Annotated in this window: 18 protein-coding genes; 3 read left to right on the top strand and 15 right to left on the bottom strand. The window is 70.7% G+C overall.

Annotated features, from left to right (window positions below; genetic code table 11):
• Window position 1 precedes the first annotated feature (1 nt).
• The 12 genes from nuoL to GCU69_RS25530 all read right to left on the bottom strand — a co-directional run bounded on the left by nuoL (window position 2) and on the right by GCU69_RS25530 (window position 13051).
• Window positions 2–1993: an NADH-quinone oxidoreductase subunit L gene (gene nuoL, locus GCU69_RS25585; RefSeq protein WP_156207295.1), complete on the bottom strand. Its 1992-nt coding sequence runs from the start codon at window positions 1991–1993 to the stop codon at window positions 2–4.
• A gap of 13 nt (window positions 1994–2006) precedes the next feature.
• Window positions 2007–2306 (bottom strand): NADH-quinone oxidoreductase subunit NuoK, encoded by a 300-nt coding sequence (gene nuoK / locus GCU69_RS25580; RefSeq protein WP_098753405.1) that lies wholly within the window; start codon window positions 2304–2306, stop codon window positions 2007–2009.
• Window positions 2303–3175 (bottom strand): NADH-quinone oxidoreductase subunit J, encoded by an 873-nt coding sequence (locus tag GCU69_RS25575; RefSeq protein ID WP_408055844.1) that lies wholly within the window; start codon window positions 3173–3175, stop codon window positions 2303–2305. Before GCU69_RS25575 ends, nuoK begins: the two co-directional genes overlap by 4 nt.
• A complete protein-coding gene (gene nuoI / locus GCU69_RS25570; protein ID WP_098753404.1) occupies window positions 3172–3783 on the bottom strand; it encodes an NADH-quinone oxidoreductase subunit NuoI in 612 nt (203 codons plus the stop codon). Before nuoI ends, GCU69_RS25575 begins: the two co-directional genes overlap by 4 nt.
• Window positions 3776–5110 (bottom strand): NADH-quinone oxidoreductase subunit NuoH, encoded by a 1335-nt coding sequence (gene nuoH / locus GCU69_RS25565; RefSeq protein WP_098753417.1) that lies wholly within the window; start codon window positions 5108–5110, stop codon window positions 3776–3778. Before nuoH ends, nuoI begins: the two co-directional genes overlap by 8 nt.
• A gap of 65 nt (window positions 5111–5175) precedes the next feature.
• Window positions 5176–7791: an NADH-quinone oxidoreductase subunit G gene (locus GCU69_RS25560; RefSeq protein WP_156207294.1), complete on the bottom strand. Its 2616-nt coding sequence runs from the start codon at window positions 7789–7791 to the stop codon at window positions 5176–5178.
• Window positions 7788–9161 (bottom strand): NADH-quinone oxidoreductase subunit NuoF, encoded by a 1374-nt coding sequence (nuoF, locus tag GCU69_RS25555; protein ID WP_156207293.1) that lies wholly within the window; start codon window positions 9159–9161, stop codon window positions 7788–7790. Before nuoF ends, GCU69_RS25560 begins: the two co-directional genes overlap by 4 nt.
• Window positions 9161–9961, bottom strand: coding sequence for an NADH-quinone oxidoreductase subunit NuoE (gene nuoE, locus GCU69_RS25550; RefSeq protein ID WP_098753401.1), 801 nt, complete (start codon window positions 9959–9961; stop codon window positions 9161–9163). The genes nuoF and nuoE overlap by 1 nt, the downstream gene beginning before the upstream one ends.
• Window positions 9962–10002: 41 nt before the next feature.
• Window positions 10003–11343: an NADH-quinone oxidoreductase subunit D gene (locus GCU69_RS25545; protein WP_156207292.1), complete on the bottom strand. Its 1341-nt coding sequence runs from the start codon at window positions 11341–11343 to the stop codon at window positions 10003–10005.
• Window positions 11343–12119: an NADH-quinone oxidoreductase subunit C gene (locus tag GCU69_RS25540; protein ID WP_098753399.1), complete on the bottom strand. Its 777-nt coding sequence runs from the start codon at window positions 12117–12119 to the stop codon at window positions 11343–11345. The genes GCU69_RS25545 and GCU69_RS25540 overlap by 1 nt, the downstream gene beginning before the upstream one ends.
• Window positions 12116–12670, bottom strand: a complete 555-nt coding sequence (locus GCU69_RS25535) for a NuoB/complex I 20 kDa subunit family protein (protein ID WP_098753398.1) — start codon at window positions 12668–12670, stop codon at window positions 12116–12118. The genes GCU69_RS25540 and GCU69_RS25535 overlap by 4 nt, the downstream gene beginning before the upstream one ends.
• A gap of 21 nt (window positions 12671–12691) precedes the next feature.
• Window positions 12692–13051 (bottom strand): NADH-quinone oxidoreductase subunit A, encoded by a 360-nt coding sequence (locus GCU69_RS25530; protein ID WP_098753397.1) that lies wholly within the window; start codon window positions 13049–13051, stop codon window positions 12692–12694.
• 898 nt (window positions 13052–13949) lie between these two features.
• Here GCU69_RS25530 and GCU69_RS25525 point away from each other — a divergent pair.
• Both GCU69_RS25525 and GCU69_RS25520 read left to right on the top strand, forming a co-directional pair.
• A complete protein-coding gene (locus GCU69_RS25525; RefSeq protein ID WP_156207291.1) occupies window positions 13950–14774 on the top strand; it encodes a C40 family peptidase in 825 nt (274 codons plus the stop codon).
• A 250-nt stretch (window positions 14775–15024) separates the two neighbouring features.
• On the top strand, window positions 15025–16488 hold the full coding sequence (locus tag GCU69_RS25520; RefSeq protein WP_170315930.1) for an ATP-binding protein: 1464 nt from the start codon (window positions 15025–15027) through the stop codon (window positions 16486–16488).
• Window positions 16489–16509: 21 nt separating this feature from the next.
• Here GCU69_RS25520 and GCU69_RS25515 read toward each other — a convergent pair whose 3' ends face one another.
• The 3 genes from GCU69_RS25515 to GCU69_RS32810 all read right to left on the bottom strand — a co-directional run bounded on the left by GCU69_RS25515 (window position 16510) and on the right by GCU69_RS32810 (window position 18486).
• Entirely contained in the window at window positions 16510–17169 is a 660-nt protein-coding gene (locus tag GCU69_RS25515) for a maleylpyruvate isomerase N-terminal domain-containing protein (protein ID WP_098753394.1), read from the bottom strand.
• A gap of 343 nt (window positions 17170–17512) precedes the next feature.
• Window positions 17513–17959, bottom strand: a complete 447-nt coding sequence (locus GCU69_RS25510) for a peptidase inhibitor family I36 protein (RefSeq protein WP_098753393.1) — start codon at window positions 17957–17959, stop codon at window positions 17513–17515.
• Window positions 17960–18024: 65 nt separating this feature from the next.
• Window positions 18025–18486, bottom strand: a complete 462-nt coding sequence (locus GCU69_RS32810) for a peptidase inhibitor family I36 protein (RefSeq protein WP_098753392.1) — start codon at window positions 18484–18486, stop codon at window positions 18025–18027.
• 771 nt (window positions 18487–19257) lie between these two features.
• Between GCU69_RS32810 and GCU69_RS25500 the strand changes: the two genes are divergently transcribed.
• Window positions 19258–19647 (top strand): hypothetical protein (locus GCU69_RS25500; RefSeq protein WP_156207289.1); only part of this gene is annotated, 390 nt, incomplete at its 3' end.

Genomic DNA, 19647 nt, shown 5'->3' with positions numbered 1-19647 from the left:
ATCAGACCGCCCTCATCAGCAGGGTCGCGGCGATCAGGACCGCCGTACCGCCGAACATCGAGACCGCGTAGGAGCGGACGAACCCGTTCTGGACCTTCCGCATCCGGCCGGAGAGCCCGCCGAACGCCGCCGCGGTGCCGTTGACCGCGCCGTCCACGGCCTTCGCGTCGACGTACACCAGCCCCCGGGTGAGGTACTCGCCGGGCTTGACCAGGGCGACGTGGTTGAAGTCGTCCTGGAGCAGGTCGCGGCGGGCCGCCCGGGTGAGCAGCGAGCCGCGCGGGGCGAGCACGGGGACCGGCCTGCGGCCGTACTGGGCCCAGGCCAGCGCGACACCGGTGAGCAGCACGACGACGGTCGCGGAGGTCACGGCCGCGGCGCTCAGCGGCGAGTGGCCGTGGTCGTGGCCGGTGACCGGCTCCAGCCAGTGCACGAAGGAGCTGTTCAGCGAGAACAGTCCGCCCGCGAAGACCGAGCCGAAGGCCAGCACGATCATCGGGATTGTCATGGACTTCGGGGACTCGTGCGGGTGCGGCTCGGCGGCGGCCCCGGTCGCGGGGTGCGCGGTGTCCGCGTCGGCGGCGTTCTCCGCCACCGGCTCGACGTCCGGGCGCTGCGGGCTCGCACCGGCGACGGCACCGGACGCGTCGCGCTTCCAGCGCGGTTCGCCGAAGAACGTCATCAGCATCACGCGCGTCATGTAGTACGCCGTGATGGCCGCGCCCAGCAGCGCGACTCCGCCCAGGATCCAGCCCTCGGTGCCGCCCTTGGCGAAGGCCGCCTCGATGATCTTGTCCTTGGACCAGAAGCCGGACAGGCCGGGGAAGCCGATGATCGCCAGATAGCCGAGGCCGAAGGTCACGAAGGTGACCGGCATGTACTTCCGCAGGCCCCCGTACTTGCGCATGTCGACCTCGTCGTTCATGCCGTGCATGACCGATCCGGCGCCGAGGAACAGCCCGGCCTTGAAGAAGCCGTGCGTGACCAGGTGCATGATCGCGAAGACATAGCCGATCGGGCCCAGCCCGGCGGCCAGCACCATGTAGCCGATCTGCGACATCGTCGAGCCCGCCAGGGCCTTCTTGATGTCGTCCTTCGCGCAACCGACGATCGCACCGAAGATCAGCGTGACCGCACCGACGATGGTGACGACCAGCTGCGCGTCGGGCGCGCCGTTGAAGACCGCGCCGGACCGGGTGATCAGGTAGACGCCCGCGGTGACCATGGTCGCGGCGTGGATGAGGGCCGAGACCGGGGTCGGGCCCTCCATCGCGTCACCGAGCCAGGACTGCAGCGGCACCTGCGCCGACTTGCCGCAGGCGGCGAGCAGCAGCATCAGCCCGATCGCGGTCAGCATGCCCTCGGAGGTCTCCCCGGCGCCTGCCAGCACCGGCTCGAACGCGAAGGTCCCGAAGGTCGTGAACATCAGCATGATCGCGATGGACAGGCCCATGTCGCCGACCCGGTTGACGATGAACGCCTTCTTCGCCGCCGTCGCCGCGCTCGGCTTGTGCTGCCAGAAGCCGATCAGCAGGTACGACGCCAGGCCGACGCCCTCCCAGCCCGCGTACAGCAGCAGGTAGTTGTCGGCGAGGACCAGCAGCAGCATCGCCGCGAGGAAGAGGTTGAGATAGCCGAAGAAGCGGCGGCGCCGGGCGTCGTGCTCCATGTAGCCGACCGAGTAGAGGTGGATCAGCGTGCCCACCCCGGAGATCAGCAGCACGAAGGTCATCGACAGCTGGTCCAGCTGGAAGGCGACGTCCGCCTGGAAGCCCTCGACCGGGATCCAGCTGAACACGTGGCTGTGCAGGGCCCGCTCCTCGCCGTCCCTGCCCAGCATGTCGGCGAACAGCACCACGCCGATGACGAACGAGGCCGCCGCCAGCGCCGTGCCGAGCCAGTGCCCGGCGCGGTCGAGCCGCTTTCCGCCGCACAGCAGCACGGCGGCACCGAGCAGCGGCGCCGCGACGAGCAATCCGATGAGGTTCTCCACGTCTTTCGACCCCTTACAGCTTCATCAGACTTGCGTCATCGACCGAGGCCGAGTGGCGGGAACGGAAGAGCATCACGATGATCGCCAGACCGACCACGACCTCGGCGGCGGCGACGACCATGGTGAAGAACGCCATGATCTGGCCGTCGAGATTGCCGTGCATCCGGGAGAAGGCGACGAACGCCAGGTTGCAGGCGTTGAGCATCAGCTCGACGCACATGAAGACGACGATCGAGTTGCGCCGGATCAGCACTCCGGCCGCGCCGATGGTGAACAGCAGCGACGCGAGATAGAGATAGTTGACCGGGCTCACTTGGCCGCCTCCTCGGTGTCACGGTCGTGGGCCGCACGGTCCTCGGTGTCCTGGTCGCGCTCCAGCCGCTCCTCGGCACGCTGCTCCAGCGCGGCCAGGTCGGCGAGCGCCTCCCCGGACACGTCGCGGATCTGCCCGCGGGCGCGCAGCGTCTTGTTGACGGTGAGTTCCGAGGGCGTGCCGTCGGGCAGCAGACCGGGGATGTCCACGGCGTTGTGCCGGGCGTAGACACCGGGAGCGGGCAGCGGCGGAAGCTGCTTGCCGCTCCGTACGCGCGCCTCGGCCTGCTCCCGCTGGCTCGGCATCCGCTCGGTGCGCTCGCGGTGGGTGAGCACCATGGCGCCGACGGCCGCGGTGATCAGCAGCGCGCCGGTGATCTCGAACGCGAAGACGTACTTGGTGAAGATCAGCCCGGCGAGTCCCTCGACGTTGCCGCCGGCGTTGGCCTCGCCGAGCCCGGTGAAGGTGGACAGCGAGGCGTTGCCGATGCCGGCGATCAGCAGCACACCGAAGCCGAGGCCGCAGAGGGCGGCCAGCCAGCGCTGGCCCTTCAGCGTCTCCTTGAGGGAGTCGGCGGCGGTGACACCGACCAGCATCACGACGAAGAGGAACAGCATCATGATCGCGCCGGTGTAGACGACGATCTGGACGACGCCGAGGAAGTAGGCGCCGTTGGCGAGGTAGAACACCGCCAGAATGATCATGGTCCCGGCGAGGCAGAGGGCCGAGTGCACGGCCCGCCGCATCAGGATCGTGCAGAGCGCGCCGATCACGGCGACGCTGCCGAGGATCCAGAACTGCACGGCCTCGCCGGTGGAGGTCGAATAGGCCTGCTGCGCCAGGGTGTGCGTCAGGGACAGCCCGCTCATCGCTCGACCACCTGCTCCGAGGCGGGCTCGCCCGGCCCGAAGTCCGAGGAGGCGTCCTGCGGCATCTCACCCTTGGAGACCGCCGGCTGCTGCACGGTGCCGGGCGCGGCCTCGGTCACCAGCCCGCGGTAGTAGTCCTGCTCGTCCATGCCCGGGTAGATGGCGTGCGGCGAGTCGACCATGCCCTCGGTGAGGCCCGCGAGCAGCTCCTCCTTGGTGTAGATGAGCGATTCGCGGGTCCGGTCCGCCAGTTCGTAGTCGTTGGTCATGGTCAGCGCCCGGGTCGGGCACGCCTCGACGCACAGCCCGCACAGGATGCAGCGCAGATAGTTGATCTGGTAGACGCGGCCGTAGCGCTCGCCCGGCGAGTAGCGCTCCTCCTCGGTGTTGTCCGCGCCCTCGACATAGATCGCGTCCGCCGGACAGGCCCAGGCGCACAGTTCGCAGCCGACGCACTTCTCCAGCCCGTCCGGATGCCGGTTCAGCTGGTGACGGCCGTGGAAGCGCGGAGCCGTCGGCTTCTTCTGCTCCGGGTACTGCTCGGTCAGCCGCTTCTTGAACATGGCCTTGAAGGTCACGCCGAAGCCGGCCACAGGGTTGTCAGGCATGGGTGTCGGCCTCCTCTCCGTTGGTCGTCCCGTCCGCCCCCGCGGCGACCGTCACGGGCGGCTGCACGTGACGGGAGGGCCTGCGCGGTACGGGCGGCAGGGTCTGCCCGGGAAGCGGCGGTACGGGATAGCCGCCCGCCATCGGGTCGAACTCGGGCTCCGGCTCGTCCGCGTCCCGCAGTTCCGCCTTCCGCTCGCCGCGGTCCCGGAAGAGGTCCGCGACGTAGGACAGCAGCAGGACGGCGATGACGGCGCCGGCGACGTAGAACGCGATGTCCTGGAAGGCGATGTCCTCGTTCCGCAGCGCCCGGACGGTGGCGACCATCATCAGCCAGACCATCGATACCGGGATGAGGACCTTCCAGCCGAGCTTCATCAGCTGGTCGTAGCGGACGCGGGGCAGCGTGCCGCGCAGCCAGATGAAGAAGAACAGCAGCGCCTGGACCTTGAGGGTGAACCAGAGCATCGGCCACCAGCCGTGGTTCGCGCCCTCCCAGAAGGTGCTGATGGGCCAGGGCGCCATCCAGCCGCCCAGGAAGAGGGTGACCGCGACGGCCGCGACGGTGACCATGTTGACGTACTCGGCCAGCATGAACATCGCGAACTTGATCGAGCTGTACTCGGTGTTGAAGCCGCCGACCAGGTCGCCCTCGGACTCCGGCATGTCGAACGGGGCGCGGTTGACCTCGCCCACCATCGACACGATGTAGATCACGAAGGAGACCGGGAGCAGGATCGCGAACCAGCGGTCCTGCTGCGACTCGACGATCGCCGAGGTGGACATCGAGCCCGAGTAGAGGAAGACGGCCGCGAAGGACAGGCCCATCGCGATCTCGTAGCTGATCACCTGGGCGACCGAGCGCATGCCGCCGAGCAGCGGATACGTCGAGCCGGAGGACCAGCCGGCGAGCACGATGCCGTAGATGCCGACGGAGGCGACGGCGAGGATGTAGAGGATCGCGATCGGCAGGTCGGTCAGCTGCATCGTGGTGCGCTGGCCGAAGATCGAGATCTCGTTGCCCGCGGGCCCGAAGGGAATCACCGCGATCGCCATGAAGGCCGGTACGGCCGCGACGATCGGCGCCAGGATGTAGACGATCCGGTCGGCGCGCTTGACGACGACGTCTTCCTTGAACATCAGCTTGGCGCCGTCGGCCAGCGACTGGAGCAGGCCCCACGGGCCGTGCCGGTTCGGGCCGATGCGCCGCTGCATCCAGGCGACGACCTTGCGCTCCCAGACGATCGAGAACAGCACGGTCAGCAGGACGAACGCGAAGCAGAAGACCGCCTTGACCGCGATCAGCCACCACGGGTCCCGGCCGAACATCGACAGGTCCTCGGCCGCGAGATGCGCGACGGAGCCCAGCTCCGCGGCCGGCAGCGGGATGTGACTCACGAGCGCGCCTCCTGTACGTCGGTGCCGGCGTCCCGGGCGCCGGCGGTGCCCTCACCCGCGCCGATCCGGACCAGCTCGCCCGGGCGGGCGCCGGTGTCGTCGAACACCCCGCCGCCGGTCGAGTTGAGCGGCAGCCAGACCACCCGGTCCGGCATCGGGGTGACCAGGAGCGGCAGTTCCACCGCGCCCCGCGGACCGGAGACCCGCAGCGGCTCGCCGTCCGCGACCCCGGCCTCGGCGGCCGTGGCGGCGGAGAGCCGGGCGACGGCCGGATGCCGGGTGCCGGCCAGCGCCTCGTCGCCGTCCTGGAGCCGTCCCCGGTCCAGCAGCAGCCGGTGCCCGGCGAGCACCGCCTCGCCCTTCGCGGCGCGGGGCGTGGCCGGGGCGGGTGCGCCCGGCGGCTGCGTCCAGCCGGCCTCGCCGGGCGCGGCGGGCACGGCGCCCGCCCAGCCGCCGATCCGGTCCAGCTCACGGCGTACGGCCTTGAGGTCGGGCAGCGAGATCCGTCCCGCGGCCGCTCCCGCGTACCCGTCGCGGCCGTGCTCGCGGTCGCCCTCGCGGTGGTCCGCGACGGCCTCGGCGAGCATGTGCAGCACCCGGGAGTCCGCCATGACGTGCCGGCGGGTCATCTGGTCCGGCTTGAGCGCGGCCTCGAACGGCCGGGAGCGGCCCTCCCAGTTGAGGAAGGTGCCGGACTTCTCCGCGACCGCGGCGACCGGCAGCACCACGTCGGCCCGCTCGGTGACCTCGGAGGGCCGCAGTTCCAGGCTGACGAGGAAGCCGACCTCGTCCAGCGCCCGCCGGGCGGCGGCCGGGTCGGGCAGGTCCGCGACCTCGACACCGCCGACGAGCAGCGCGCCCAGCTCACCGGTCGCGGCGGCCTCGACGATCTCCGCGGTGTCGCGGCCGAGCCGGTGCGGCAGCCCGGCGGCGGAGACACCCCAGACGGAGGCGATCTCCTCGCGGGCCCGCGGGTCGGTGGCGGGCCGGCCGCCGGGCAGCAGCCCGGGCAGCGCGCCCGCCTCGATCGCGCCGCGCTCGCCCGCGCGGCGCGGGATCCACACCAGCCGGGCGCCGGTGGCGGTGGCGGCCCGTACGGCGGCGGCCAGGGCGCCGGGCGAGGCGGCCAGCCGCTCGCCGACGACGATCAGCGCACCGTCGGCGCGCAGCGCCTCGGCCGCCGTGACCCCGTCGCCCTCCAGGCCGACACCGCCCGCGAGCGCGTCCAGCCACTCGGCCTCGGTGCCGGGGGCGGCGGGCAGCAGCGTGCCGCCCGTCTTCAGCAGACCGCGGGTGGCGTGGCTCGCCAGCGCGAAGGTCCGCAGCCCGTGCTTGCGCATGCCCTTGCGGAGCCGCAGGAAGACGCCGGGCGCCTCCTCCTCGGCCTCGAACCCGGCGAGCAGCACCGCGGGGGCCTTCTCCAGCAGCGTGTTGCTGACGCCGGTGCCGTCCAGGTCCAGTCCGCGCCCGGCGACCCGGGCGGCGAGGAAGCCGGCCTCCTCCGCGCTGTGCACGCGGGCCCGGAAGTCGACGTCGTTGGTGTCCAGGGTGAGCCGCGCGAACTTGGCGTAGGCGTAGGCGTCCTCGAAGGTGAGCCGGCCACCGGTCAGCACGCCGGTGCGGCCGCGGGCCGCGGCGAGTCCCCTCGCCGCCGCCTCCAGGGCCTCCGGCCAGCTCACGGGCTCCAGCTCACCGCTCTCGGCGTTGCGGAGCAGCGGGTGGGTGAGCCGGTCAGGGCGCTGGGCGTAGCGGAAGGCGAAGCGGCCCTTGTCGCACAGCCACTCCTCGTTGACCTCGGGGTCGTCGGAGGCGAGGCGCCGCATGACCTTGCCGCGCCGGTGGTCCGTGCGGGTGGCGCAGCCGCCCGCGCAGTGCTCGCAGACGCTCGGCGAGGACACCAGGTCGAACGGCCGGGAGCGGAAGCGGTACGCGGCGGAGGTGAGCGCGCCGACCGGGCAGATCTGGATGGTGTTGCCGGAGAAGTACGACTGGAACGGCGCGTCCTCGCCGGTGCCCACCTGCTGGAGCGCGCCCCGCTCCAGCAGCTCGATCATCGGGTCGCCCGCGATCTGGTTGGAGAAGCGGGTGCAGCGGGCGCAGAGCACGCAGCGCTCGCGGTCCAGCAGTACCTGGGTGGAGATCGGGACGGGCTTGGCGAAGGTCCGCTTCTGTCCCTCGAAGCGGGTGTCGGCCTGCCCGGCGCTCATCGCCTGGTTCTGCAGCGGGCACTCGCCGCCCTTGTCGCAGACCGGGCAGTCCAGCGGGTGGTTGATGAGCAGCAGCTCCATCACGCCGCGCTGGGACTTCTCCGCGACGGGGGAGGTGAGCTGGGTCTTGACCACCATCCCGTCGGTGCAGGTGATCGTGCAGGAGGCCATGGGCTTGCGCTGGCCCTCGACCTCGACGATGCACTGCCGGCAGGCGCCGACCGGGTCGAGCAGCGGGTGGTCGCAGAACCGCGGGATCTCGATGCCCAGCAGCTCGGCGGCGCGGATGACCAGGGTGCCCTTGGGGACGCTGATCTCGATGCCGTCGATGGTGAGCGAGACGAGGTCCTCGGGCGGCACCGCGGCCTCACCGCCCCCGGAGGGCGCACTAGCGGTGACTGTCATGCCTTCACCTCCAGGTGAGCGGTCTTCGGGTCGTCGGCCCAGAGGGTGGACTTCGCCGGGTCGAACGGGCAGCCCCGGCCGGTGATGTGCTCCTCGTACTCCTCGCGGAAGTACTTGAGCGAGGAGAAGATCGGGCTGGCTGCGCCGTCGCCGAGCGCGCAGAACGACTTGCCGTTGATGTTGTCGGCGATGTCGTTCAGCTTGTCGAGGTCGGTCATGACGCCCTTGCCGTCCTCGATGTCGCGGAGCAGCTGGACCAGCCAGTACGTGCCCTCGCGGCAGGGGGTGCACTTGCCGCAGGACTCGTGGGCGTAGAACTCCGTCCAGCGGGTGACGGCGCGGACCACGCAGGTGGTCTCGTCGAAGCACTGGAGCGCCTTGGTGCCGAGCATGGAGCCGGCGGCGCCGACGCCCTCGTAGTCGAGGGGTACGTCGAGGTGCTCGTCGGTGAACATCGGGGTGGAGGAGCCGCCGGGCGTCCAGAACTTCAGCCGGTGGCCGGGGCGGATGCCGCCGCTCATGTCGAGGAGCTGGCGCAGCGTGATGCCGAGCGGCGCCTCGTACTGGCCGGGGTTCACGACATGGCCGGAGAGCGAGTAGAGCGTGAAGCCGGGGGACTTCTCGCTGCCCATGGAGCGGAACCACTCCTTGCCGCGGTGCATGATCGCGGGCACCGAGGCGATGGACTCGACGTTGTTCACCACGGTCGGGCAGGCGTAGAGGCCCGCGACCGCGGGGAAGGGCGGCCGCAGCCGGGGCTGGCCGCGGCGTCCTTCGAGGGAGTCGAGCAGCGCCGTCTCCTCACCGCAGATGTACGCTCCGGCGCCCGCGTGCACGGTGATCTCCAGCGGCTTGCCGGGGCCGAGCGCGTCGGGCCCGACCAGGCCCGCCTCGCGCGCCTCGCGCACCGCCTCGTGGAGCCGGCGGAGCACCGGGACGGTCTCGCCGCGCAGATAGATGAAGGCGTGGGCGGAGCGGATCGCGTGGCAGGCGATCGCGATGCCCTCGATGAGCGAGTGCGGGTTGGCGAAGAGGAGCGGGATGTCCTTGCAGGTGCCGGGCTCGGACTCGTCGGCGTTGACGACGAGGTAGTGCGGCTTGCCGTCGCCCTGCGGGATGAACTGCCACTTCATGCCGGTGGGGAAGCCCGCGCCGCCGCGGCCGCGCAGGCCGGCCTCCTTGACGTACGCGATGACGTCGTCGGGGTCCATGGCGAGGGCCTTGCGCAGGCCCTTGTAGCCGTCGTGCCGCCGGTAGGACTCCAGCGTCCAGGAGCGCGGTTCGTCCCAGTGCGCGGAGAGCACCGGGGCGAGCAGCTTCTCGGGGCCTGCGGCGTCGCCGTTCTTTTCCACGGAGGTGGTCACGGTCATCACTCACCCTCCTCGGACACCGGTCCGGTCGGGTGCTGGGGGTCGGACGCCGCGGTCTTCTGCGGCGCGTCGTGGGAGCTGGGGTGGGTGTCCCGCTCCTCGCCGGTCGGATAGCTCTCGCCGCGGGGCGGTACGACCTTGGCCGGTTCGGCCTCTCCCTTGGCCATGCGGAGCCCGATGAGCGAGGCGGGACCGGCGCTGCCGCTCGCCTCGACCGCTCCGGGCCGCTCGTCGGGGAACCCGGCGAGGATCCTGGCCGTCTCCTTGTACGTGCAGAGCGGGGCGCCGCGGGTCGGCTCGACGGGGCGGCCCGCCCGCAGGTCGTCGACGAGGGCCTTGGCGGACTCGACCGTCTGGTTGTCGAAGAACTCCCAGTTGACCATCACCACGGGGGCGTAGTCGCAGGCCGCGTTGCACTCGATGTGCTCCAGGGTGACCTTGCCGTCGCCGGTGGTCTCCTGGTTGCCGACGCCCAGGTGCTCTTTGAGGGAGTCGAAGATGGCGTCCCCGCCCATGACGGCGCACAGGGTGTTGGTGCAGACACCGACCTGGTAGTCGCCGGACGGCTTGCGGCGGTACATCGTATAGAAGGTGCAGACCGCGGTGACCTCGGCGGTGGTCAGGCCGAGCATCTCGGCGCAGAACCGGATGCCGGTGCGCGTGACGTGGCCTTCCTCGGACTGGACGAGGTGGAGCAGCGGCAGCAGCGCGGACCGGCTGTCGGGGTAGCGGGCGATCACCTCCTTCGCGTCCGTCTCGAGCCGGGCCCGGACCTCGGCCGGGTAGTCGGGCGCGGGCATCTCCGGGATGCCCAGGGCGACTTCTCGGTTCGCTGATGTGGTCACCGGTCGACGCCTCCCATCACGGGGTCGAGGGATGCGACGGCGACGATGACGTCGGCCACCTGGCCGCCCTCGCACATCGCCGCCATGGCCTGGAGATTGGTGAAGGAGGGGTCCCGGAAGTGGACCCGGTAGGGGCGGGTGCCGCCGTCGCTGACCGCGTGCACGCCCAGCTCCCCCTTCGGGGATTCCACCGCCGCGTACGTCTGGCCGGGCGGGACCCGGAAGCCCTCGGTGACCAGCTTGAAGTGGTGGATGAGCGCCTCCATGGAGGTGCCCATGATCTTCTTGATGTGGTCGAGGGAGTTGCCGAGCCCGTCCGGGCCGAGCGCGAGCTGCGCGGGCCAGGCGATCTTCTTGTCGCCGACCATGACCGGTCCGGGCTCCAGCCGGTCGAGGCACTGCTCGACGATGCGCAGGCTCTGCCGCATCTCCTCCAGCCGGATCAGGAAGCGCCCGTAGGAGTCGCAGCTGTCGGCGGTGGCGACCTCGAAGTCGTAGTTCTCGTAGCCGCAGTACGGATCGGACTTGCGCAGGTCGTGCGGCAGGCCGGCGGAGCGGAGCACCGGGCCGGTGGCGCCGAGGGCCATGCATCCGGCGAGGTCGAGGTGGCCGACGTCCTTCAGGCGGGCCTTGAAGATCGGGTTGCCGGTGGCGAGCGCGTCGTACTCCGGCAGGTTCTTGCGCATCGTCTTCACGAACGCGCGGACCGCGTCGACCGCGCCGGGCGGCAGGTCCTGGGCGAGGCCGCCGGGGCGGATGTACGCGTGGTTCATCCGCAGGCCGGTGATCAGCTCGTACAGGTCCAGCACCAGCTCCCGGTCGCGGAACCCGTAGATCATGATGGTGGTCGCGCCCAGCTCCATGCCGCCGGTGGCGAGCGCCACCAGGTGCGAGGAGATCCGGTTGAGCTCCATCATGAGCACCCGGATGACGTTCGCCCGGTCCGGTACGTCGTCCTGGATGCCGAGCAGTTTCTCCACGGCCATGCAGTACGCCGTCTCGTTGAAGAACGGCGTGAGGTAGTCCATGCGCGTGACGAAGGTCGTGCCCTGCGTCCAGGTCCGGTATTCGAGGTTCTTCTCGATGCCGGTGTGCAGATAGCCGATGCCGCAGCGGGCCTCGGTGACCGTCTCGCCGTCGATCTCCAGGATGAGCCGGAGCACGCCGTGCGTGGACGGGTGCTGCGGGCCCATGTTGACGATGATGCGCTCGTCGTCGGCCTGGGCCGCCGCCTGGGCGACCTCGTCCCAGTCCCCGCCGGTGACGGTGTAGACCTTGCCTTCGGTGGTCTCGCGCTCTTCGGCCTGCGAGGCGTGCGGCGCTTGCGAAGTGCTCATCAGTGGTACGACCTCCGCTGGTCGGGAGCCGGGATCTGGGCGCCCTTGTACTCGACGGGGATGCCGCCGAGCGGGTAGTCCTTGCGCTGCGGGAAGCCCTGCCAGTCGTCGGGCATCATGATCCGCGTGAGCGCGGGGTGGCCGTCGAAGATCAGGCCGAAGAAGTCGTACGCCTCGCGCTCGTGCCAGTCGTTGGTCGGGTAGACCTCGACCAGCGACGGGATGTGCGGGTCGCTGTCCGGCGCGGTCACCTCCAGCCTGACCAGCCGGTTGTGGGTGATCGACCGCAGGTGGTAGACGGCGTGCAGCTCGCGGCCCTTGTCGCCGGGGAAGTGCACGGCACTGACACCGGTGCACAGCTCGAAGCGGAGCGCCGGGTCGTCGCGGAGCGTCCTCGCGACGCGGACCAGGTGCTCGCGGGCGATGTGGAAGGTGAGGTCCCCGCGGTCGACGACCGTCTTCTCGATGGCGTTCTCCGGGAGGAGGTCCTGCTCCTCCAGGGCGCCCTCGAGTTCGTCGGCCACCTCGTCGAAGTACGGCTCGCGGCCGGGCGGGCCGCCGTACGGCCGGCTGCTCGCGCCGGGCAGCCGCACGGTGCGCACCAGGCGGCCGTAACCGGAGGTGTCGCCGCCGGAGTCGGCGCCGAACATGCCGCGCCGGACGCCGATGACCTCGCCGTGGTCGCCGCGCTGGCCGGGGAGGTTCTGCGCGTTGAGGTCCTGGTCGGGGTTGACGCCGTCGGGGGCCGCCCCGTTCGCGTGGTTCTTGTCGCTCACCGGAGCAGACCCTTCATCTCGATCGTCGGGAGCGCCTTCATCGCCGCTTCCTCCGCTTCGCGGGCCGCCTGCTCGCGGTTGACGCCGAGCTTCTCGCCCTGGACCTTCTCGTGGAGCTTGAGGATCGCGTCCAGGAGCATCTCGGGACGGGGCGGGCAGCCGGGCAGGTAGATGTCGACGGGGACGATGTGGTCGACGCCCTGCACGATCGCGTAGTTGTTGAACATGCCGCCGCTGGAGGCGCAGACGCCCATGGAGATGACCCACTTGGGGTTCGGCATCTGGTCGTAGACCTGGCGCAGCACCGGGGCCATCTTCTGGCTCACCCGGCCGGCGACGATCATCAGGTCGGCCTGGCGCGGGGAGCCGCGGAAGACCTCCATGCCGAAGCGGGCGAGGTCGTAGCGCCCGGCACCGGTGGTCATCATCTCGATGGCGCAGCAGGCGAGGCCGAAGGTGGCCGGGAACATCGAGGACTTGCGGACCCAGCCCGCGGCCTGTTCGACGGTCGTCAGCAGAAAGCCGCTCGGAAGTTTTTCTTCGATACCCATGGCTTGACTCCTCGCTCTCCTCTAGTCCCAATCCAGTCCGCCGCGCCGCCAGACATAGGCGTAGGCGACGAAGACGGTGAGCACGAAGAGCAGCATCTCGACGAGCCCGAAAATCCCCAGCGCGTCGAAGGAGACCGCCCAGGGATAGAGGAAGACGATCTCGATATCGAAGATGATGAAGAGCATCGCCGTCAGGTAGTACTTGATCGGAAATCGCCCGCCGCCGGCCGGCTGCGGGGTCGGCTCGATTCCGCATTCGTACGCCTCGAGCTTGGCCCGGTTGTAGCGCTTCGGGCCGACGATCGAAGCCATGACCACGGAGAAGATCGCGAAGCCCGCCCCGAGGGCGCCGAGCACGAGGACGGGCGCATAGGCGTTCACGCTCCTCGCTCCTTCCAGTCGACGGGTGACTGCTGGGTTCCCCGCCGTGGGGGCGGGGGGACGGACCGCGCCGTTCACCGCCTCGAAGACACGAAGATCGTGTTTATGTGAGGCAGTTCACAAGCCCGAGCCGCCTGCATCCTATGCCTCCCCCTCTGTGATCTGCGACACGGGGTACCACAACGGCTTTGTGATCTTTACCACCCGGCACGGAACCGCCGCGTGTGAGCGGACGGCGCGCTCGTACGAGCCGCGTCACCCCGGTCACGAAACGTGACATCCGGCGGCATCACCGCAGGTCGAAGCGGTCCCCCAGTATCAAAGGCTGTCGCTTGCAAACAAATTGGCGATGGACGTACCGGTCGTGATAAACGCGCGCCACCCCCGCGCGTACAGAGAAGGGGACACGGTCCGGCGGCGGCCCCGCGGCCGCCCGCTGACGGCCGGAAGCGCGCACGGGGAGCGTGCGGAGAGCACGCGGAGAGTGACCGGGGAGGGGCGGCCGGGTGGGGCGGGAGCCCGGGGAATGCCTTTCCCGGACCAAGATCGTCGGTGCGTGCACCGATTCACACGCCTTCACCCGGCGGAGCGGGGCGAATTCGCACTACCACGCAGAGGTGATCACCCGCCGCCGGAGGCCTCATCAGTGAGCTATCCCACGCGCCGTGACCCTCCTGATATGCGTTGCTTGGCCAAGCGGTGAACCCGGTGGTAAGCCGCGAGCAAAACGGACGAATCAGCGAAATGCTGTGCTCATGCCCGACTTGGCCTTCCGTCAGCCGGGGCGGAATTCCGCGCCGCAAGATCGATAAAGGCCAATTCACGTCGCGTACGCGTCAACTGTGGCGCATCGCACTTTTGTTGAAGAGGGCACCGGCGCCCTGATAGCCAGGGAAACATGTCCCATACCGCTCACATACCCAGCCACCGGAAACCCCGGCGCAACGCCTCTGCTTGGGCGCTGCGTTCCGGAGTTGCCGGTGGCGTCCTCAGCACTCTTGCCGTGACGGGCGCGTCCACCGCCTCGGCCACCGCCGAGAAGCCCGCCACCGAGACCGTGGAAATGCCCACGATCACCGCCTCGTTGGCGCAGGAGGCCACCCGGTCGACCGCCGCCACCCAGCAGGCGGCGCTGGACTTCGAGCTCAAGGACCAGCAGCAGCGCACGTCCGAGGCGGCCGAGAAGGCCGCCGCGGACGCCAAGGAGAAGGCCGAGCGCAAGGCGAAGGCCGAGGCCGAGCGCAAGGCCGAGGCGGCCCGCAAGGCCGCGGCCGAGCAGGCCGCCGAGGAGCGCGCCTCCCGTTCCAGCGAGCGCACCACGCTCGGCGCGGCCTCCGACGCCGTCTCGTCCGCGGGCTCCTCCGCGACCGGCAGCGCCGCCACCCTCGTCTCCTTCCTCAAGGCGCAGGTCGGCAAGGCGTACGTCAGCGGCGCCACCGGCCCCTCCGCGTACGACTGCTCCGGCCTCACCCAGGCCGCGTTCCGCACGGTCGGCGTGGACCTGCCGCGTGTCTCCGGCGCCCAGTCGACCGCCGGCACCTCGGTGTCGCTCGACGCCCTCCAGCCCGGCGACCTGCTCTACTGGGGCAGCGCGGGCAGCGCGTACCACGTCGGCGTCTACATCGGCGACGGCAAGTTCATCGGTGCGCAGAACTCCAGCACCGGTGTCGTCGAGCAGACCCTGGACTGGGACCCGCCGACGGGCGCGGTGCGCGTCCTCTGACGCGACGGCTCAGACGCACCGGCGAGCGGGCTGCTCCCGCAGGACGCGGGGTACCCCGCGTCCTGCCGCTCCCCCAGCCACGTACCGGAGGGCCGCCACCCGTCTCCACGGGTGGCGGCCCTCCGGCCGTGTACGGGGCCGGGCAGGTCGTGGGCGACTGCCGGGCACAACCGGGCGGCACGGATCGGCCACCTCACAAGTCGAGACAGACTGTGTAAGAATCAATCTACGTAAGATTGATTCTTACATTATGCGACCCGACTGGCGGTGCGGTGTGGAATTCACAGGCAGGGCAGCGGATCTTGCCACGCTCGACGGCCAGCTGCGGACGGTCACCGCCGGCGAGGGCGGCACACGCGGGCGAGCGGTGATCATCACCGGGCGCCGACGCGTGGGAAAGTCCCGGCTGATGCAGGAGTTCTGTGACCGCTCGGGGCTGCCGTACACGGTGTTCCAGGCCACGCGAGGACGCAACCCGACGGCCGAGCGCGAGGACTTCACCAGCACACTGGCCCAGTCCGCGCTTGCGGGGGCGGACCTCGTGGCCGGTGCCCCGGCGCCGGACTGGAATCAGGCGCTGCGTTCCCTGGCGATCGCCGTCCCCGACGACGCGCCGAGCATCGCCGTCATCGACGAGGTCCCGTGGCTGGTGGAGCAGGACAGGGAGTTCGAGGGAGCGCTGCAGACGGTCTGGGACCGGTATCTGTCGGCCAAGCCCGTCCTGCTGGTGCTCGTCGGCAGCGACATGTCGGTGATGGAATCGCTGCAGACGTACGGGCGGCCGTTCTTCGGCCGGGCGGCGAAGATGACGGTCCGGCCGCTGCATCTGGCCGACGTACAGGCCATGACCGGGCTGAGCGCGGCGGAAGCGGTGGATGCGCTGCTCATCACCGGCGGTTTCCCCGAGCTGGTGCAGACGTGGCGGCCCGGCCTGTCCCGTGCGGAGTTCCTGGCGGAGGCACTGGACAATCCGCTGTCGCCGCTGCTGGTGGCGGGCGAACTGTCGTTGCTGGGCGAGTTTCCGGAAGCCTCGCAGTCGCGGGCCGTGCTCGAAGCCGTCGGCAGCGGCGAGCGCTCCTTCTCCGCCATCGCTCAGCGGGCCGGCGGCGCCACCCCGCTGGCCTCGGGCACTCTCTCACCGATACTGAACACGCTGCTGTCCAAGCGCGTCGTCGCCACCGATCTCCCGTTGTCGACCAGGCCCGACACCAAGAACAAGCGCTACCGGGTCGCGGATCCGTATCTGCGCTTCTGGCTGGCCTTCCTGGCTCGTGCGATCCCGCTCGTCGAACGCGGCCGCGGTGACGTGGCGATGCGGCGCATCGAACGGTCGTGGACGGCCTGGCGTGGACGCGCGGTGGAGCCGGTCGTGCGCGAGGCTCTGCTGCGGATGCTGCCGGACGACGAGTGGCCCGCGACGGAAGCGGTCGGCGGGTGGTGGAACCGGCAGAACAACCCCGAGATCGACCTCATCGGCGCGGACCGCGAACCCGTCGCCGGCGGGGTGCACTTCGTCGGCTCGGTGAAGTGGCTGGAGAACCAGCCGTTCGGCCGCCGGGAGTACGACGCCCTGGTCCGCGACATGCTCGCGGTGCCGGGCACCTCCCCCGACACGCCACTGGTGGCCGTCTCGCGGAGCGGGGTCACGGACGGCCTGCCGCTCGCGGCGCACTGGGGCCCGGACGATCTCGTCCGCGCCTGGCGGGTGCGGTGACGGGACGGCAGCCGCGGGCCGTCAGAGCGCGTTGATCGCGCCGGGTGCCCGTTCCGCCCGGGCCAGGGCCCGCAGCAGCGCGGCCTGGCCGTGCCGCCGGGCGGCGAGCCGGGCCAGCAGCACCAGCACCGGGTCGAACGCGGCCTCCGGAAGTTCCTCGACCTCCAGCCCCACGCTGACGGCGAGATCGTCCCGGTGCACGGCGATCTCCATCATCCGGGTGACCAGGAGGTCGTCGAGACGCAGCGCCCACCCCGTGTGCGGCAGCAGCACGGCCTGGTCGCCCGAACACTCCGCGAGCCGGGCCCGCTGCCCGGCGAACACGGTGCGGGCCAGCTCCGCCAGCGCCGGAGCCCCCTCGGCCGCGATCTCCTCGCTCTTCGCGCGAATGCCGGCGTTGACCTCCCCGTCGAGCGGTGCGTCGATCCACGCGGCCCGGGCGTAGTGGTCCAGCAGCGCGATCGGCACCACTGCCGGCCCGGACTCCCGGAGGCCGGGGTCGGCACAGACCTGCAGCGCGGAGCCGACGATGAACAACTGCTGGGCGAGGTGCCCGGCCAGGCCGCCGACCGTCATCTCCTCCAGCGCGCTGGGCCGCTCCCAGGCCGCGGCGACTTCCGGAGCCTCCAGCAGCTCCACCGCCCGCTCCGCGGCGCCCAGGTAGCCGTCCTTGACGCTCATGTGTCCTCCGTTGTCTCGAGTCTTCGGATTATGAACGCCGGACACGGCCGGGCCGTAGCCTTCCCGGCCCGAGCCGGGGACCGGACCCGGAGCCGTAGCCGAAGCCGGACCCGGAGCCGTGGGGCACCAGGCCGGAGCCCCACGAGGTCGTGTCCCACGAGGTCGTGCCCCCACAAGGTCGTGGCCCCACGAGACCGGAGCCCGGGGCACGAGACCCGAGCCGGAACACCCCCGGCCGGGCCGGGCGTCCGGTCCGGACCCCCGGCGCCCGGACCGGGCTCCGGAGCACGTGAGGGCGCCCCCGTCGCTGCGGACGGGGGCGCCCCGGGACATGCCCGTGCCGTCAGGTCTGGCGGCTGGGGGCGCAGGCGAGCTGCTCCCGGGTGGCGATCGAGGAGATCCGCTTGTTGAGCACCAGCTCGGTCAGCCGGGGCTCGCTGCTGTACGCCTGGAGGTCGGCGCAGCGGCCCCCGAAGTTCCCGTTGTCGTAGAGGTGGACGGCGTTGTTGGTGTTGTTGAAGACGGACTGGGCCTTGTCGTTGGCGGTCCAGTCGATCTCGAACACGGACCCGTAGTAGGCCCAGATCGCGCCGCCGCGCGGTTCGTCGAGGTTGAACCTCTCGAACTCGTACAGGCAGGTCGCGTCGACCGGGCAGGCCGTCAGGCCCGCGCCGCGCTTCGTCTCGTTCGGCGGTTCGGCTGCGGCGGCGGTGCCGGGGAGGAACGCGGTGGCGGCGAGCGCGGCGGCCGCCGCGGCGGCCAGCCTCAGCCGGCTGGGAGTGCTGGGCATGGGGAGTTCTCCTGTTCCGTTGGCTCGGGCTCGGGCTCGGGGACGGGTCGGCTGCGGCACCCGCGTCAGTTGCGGCACTGGAGCGCGGGGAGGGTGGAGGTGGAGCTGATCGCGTTCTCGATGTAGTACATGCTCAGGTCGGAGTGCACCGAGAACGGCGGGAGCAGCAGGCACTGGGTGGTCGAGTACAGCCAGTCCCGGTAGACGCTGATCGTGTCGTCGGTGTTGTTGTAGATCGACTGGGCCTGGTCACCGCCGGCACCGCTCTCGGCGCTGTGCAGGTTCCTCTGGGTGCCCTTGTAGACCCAGATGGTGGCGGTGGGCTTCGCCCGGTTGAAGTGCGGCTCGTCGTAGAGGCAGTAGCGGTCCTCGGGGCAGGCCTCGGGACCGGAGCCGGTCTTCTTCTCGTACGTGCTCGGGCCGGGGCCGATGTCGGCCGCGACGGGAGCCGCGGACGCCGCGAGGGCGCCGATGGCGAGGAACGCGGATGCGGCCGAGGCGGCCAGCGTTCGGCGGGCGTTTCCCATGGGGATTCCCTTTCCTTCGGTGGATGCGGTGCACGACTGGGATCCGTGCACTGCCTCCACGGAACGGCACTTGCCGGAAAGGCCGCCAGGGATGTTCGGCGGTGTGGGCCACTCCGCTCGCTTTTCCTGTGCGGGGTGGCGCGATATCCCGCCTCCGAGGTTTTGAGGGAGGTCTCGGGGTTTCGGCGTTTCGGCGTTTCGGCGTTTCGGGGGGCGTGCTTCTTCCGCCACGGCTCCGCCTCTTACAGCGTCGGGTGTTCGGGGTCCGGGCTCCGCACGACCGCGGGGCGGCGCGGAAACCGCCCCGGCCCCGCTCCCGTCCGGTGGGCACATCGGACGATCCATCTGTTCCGGACGTCCTGCATGTTCCAGTGTTCAGGGCGTTCTGCGTGTTCCGCGTATTTCGCGTGTTGCCGGTGTTCCGGTGTTCCGGCACTGTCCGGCCCCCTCCGCTCCCGGTGAACCCGCACACAGGGACGGTGCGCAGGCCGCGACGTATGCCGGTTCTTCCGGGCGCAGCGAGCCGTTCCTCGCCACCCGGAGCAGCATCGGGAAAACGTTCGGGGCATTCCGAACGGCAGGCCAATATTGGCAAAGACGCCGGGCATACTGTCGCATCACCCGTCCACCACGGACCGGTTATTTGTGCACTGTGTCGCTTGTTGTGCATTCCGGCACCAGCCATGCTGGATCAAGCGGCCCGGATGAAACCGGAATCCCGTTCGACCTGTCGTCCCGCCATTTCGAACCTCCCGAAAAGGAGTGGTGATTGTGACGCTCGAAACGCCCCTCAGTGCTTTCCCTTCCGACATCTGCCGTCCGCCGCTGCTGGCACCGGCCGCCCGCGACCTGGCCGCCCGTGCCCCGGATCTGGCGCAGCACGTCCTGACCGAGCCCGCCGCCGACGCCACGGGAGGCACGGCCGGTCCGGACGGCCACGCGGCTGCCGTCTGTCCGGACCTGCGGACGGTCAGCGACGACATCACCCTCTGGCTCGGTGTGCTCTCCGGTGATGTGCCCGCCGCCGAGCACACCCCGGGGTTCCGGGCCCGCGGCGCGGTCCACGCCGCGCGCCGGGTGCCCCTGGAGGAGGCCCTGCTGCTCCAGCACGCCTGCGTGGACGTCATCACCCGTGCGCTGACCGCGCGGCTGGCGGGAGTC

Origin of the sequence: Streptomyces lycii (assembly GCF_009735685.1) — a bacterium.
Taxonomy (GTDB): Bacteria; Actinomycetota; Actinomycetes; order Streptomycetales; family Streptomycetaceae; genus Streptomyces; species Streptomyces lycii.
The sequence above is the reverse complement of the archived record's forward strand: the minus strand, read 5'-3'. Positions and strand labels throughout refer to the sequence as shown.

Coding starts and splice junctions, on each gene's coding strand:
- GCU69_RS25515 (WP_098753394.1), bottom strand. CDS start 17,169: ATGAGCGTCAAGGACGGCTACCTGGGCGCCGCGGAGCGGGCGGTGGAG.
- GCU69_RS25575 (WP_408055844.1), bottom strand. CDS start 3,175: ATGAGCGGGCTGTCCCTGACGCACACCCTGGCGCAGCAGGCCTATTCG.
- GCU69_RS25545 (WP_156207292.1), bottom strand. CDS start 11,343: ATGAGCACTTCGCAAGCGCCGCACGCCTCGCAGGCCGAAGAGCGCGAG.
- GCU69_RS25535 (WP_098753398.1), bottom strand. CDS start 12,670: ATGGGTATCGAAGAAAAACTTCCGAGCGGCTTTCTGCTGACGACCGTC.
- GCU69_RS25510 (WP_098753393.1), bottom strand. CDS start 17,959: ATGCCCAGCACTCCCAGCCGGCTGAGGCTGGCCGCCGCGGCGGCCGCC.
- GCU69_RS25525 (WP_156207291.1), top strand. CDS start 13,950: ATGTCCCATACCGCTCACATACCCAGCCACCGGAAACCCCGGCGCAAC.
- nuoF (WP_156207293.1), bottom strand. CDS start 9,161: ATGACCGTGACCACCTCCGTGGAAAAGAACGGCGACGCCGCAGGCCCC.
- GCU69_RS25520 (WP_170315930.1), top strand. CDS start 15,025: ATGCGACCCGACTGGCGGTGCGGTGTGGAATTCACAGGCAGGGCAGCG.
- nuoI (WP_098753404.1), bottom strand. CDS start 3,783: ATGCCTGACAACCCTGTGGCCGGCTTCGGCGTGACCTTCAAGGCCATG.
- nuoH (WP_098753417.1), bottom strand. CDS start 5,110: ATGTTCGGCCGGGACCCGTGGTGGCTGATCGCGGTCAAGGCGGTCTTC.
- nuoE (WP_098753401.1), bottom strand. CDS start 9,961: ATGCCCGCGCCCGACTACCCGGCCGAGGTCCGGGCCCGGCTCGAGACG.
- GCU69_RS32810 (WP_098753392.1), bottom strand. CDS start 18,486: ATGGGAAACGCCCGCCGAACGCTGGCCGCCTCGGCCGCATCCGCGTTC.
- GCU69_RS25560 (WP_156207294.1), bottom strand. CDS start 7,791: ATGACAGTCACCGCTAGTGCGCCCTCCGGGGGCGGTGAGGCCGCGGTG.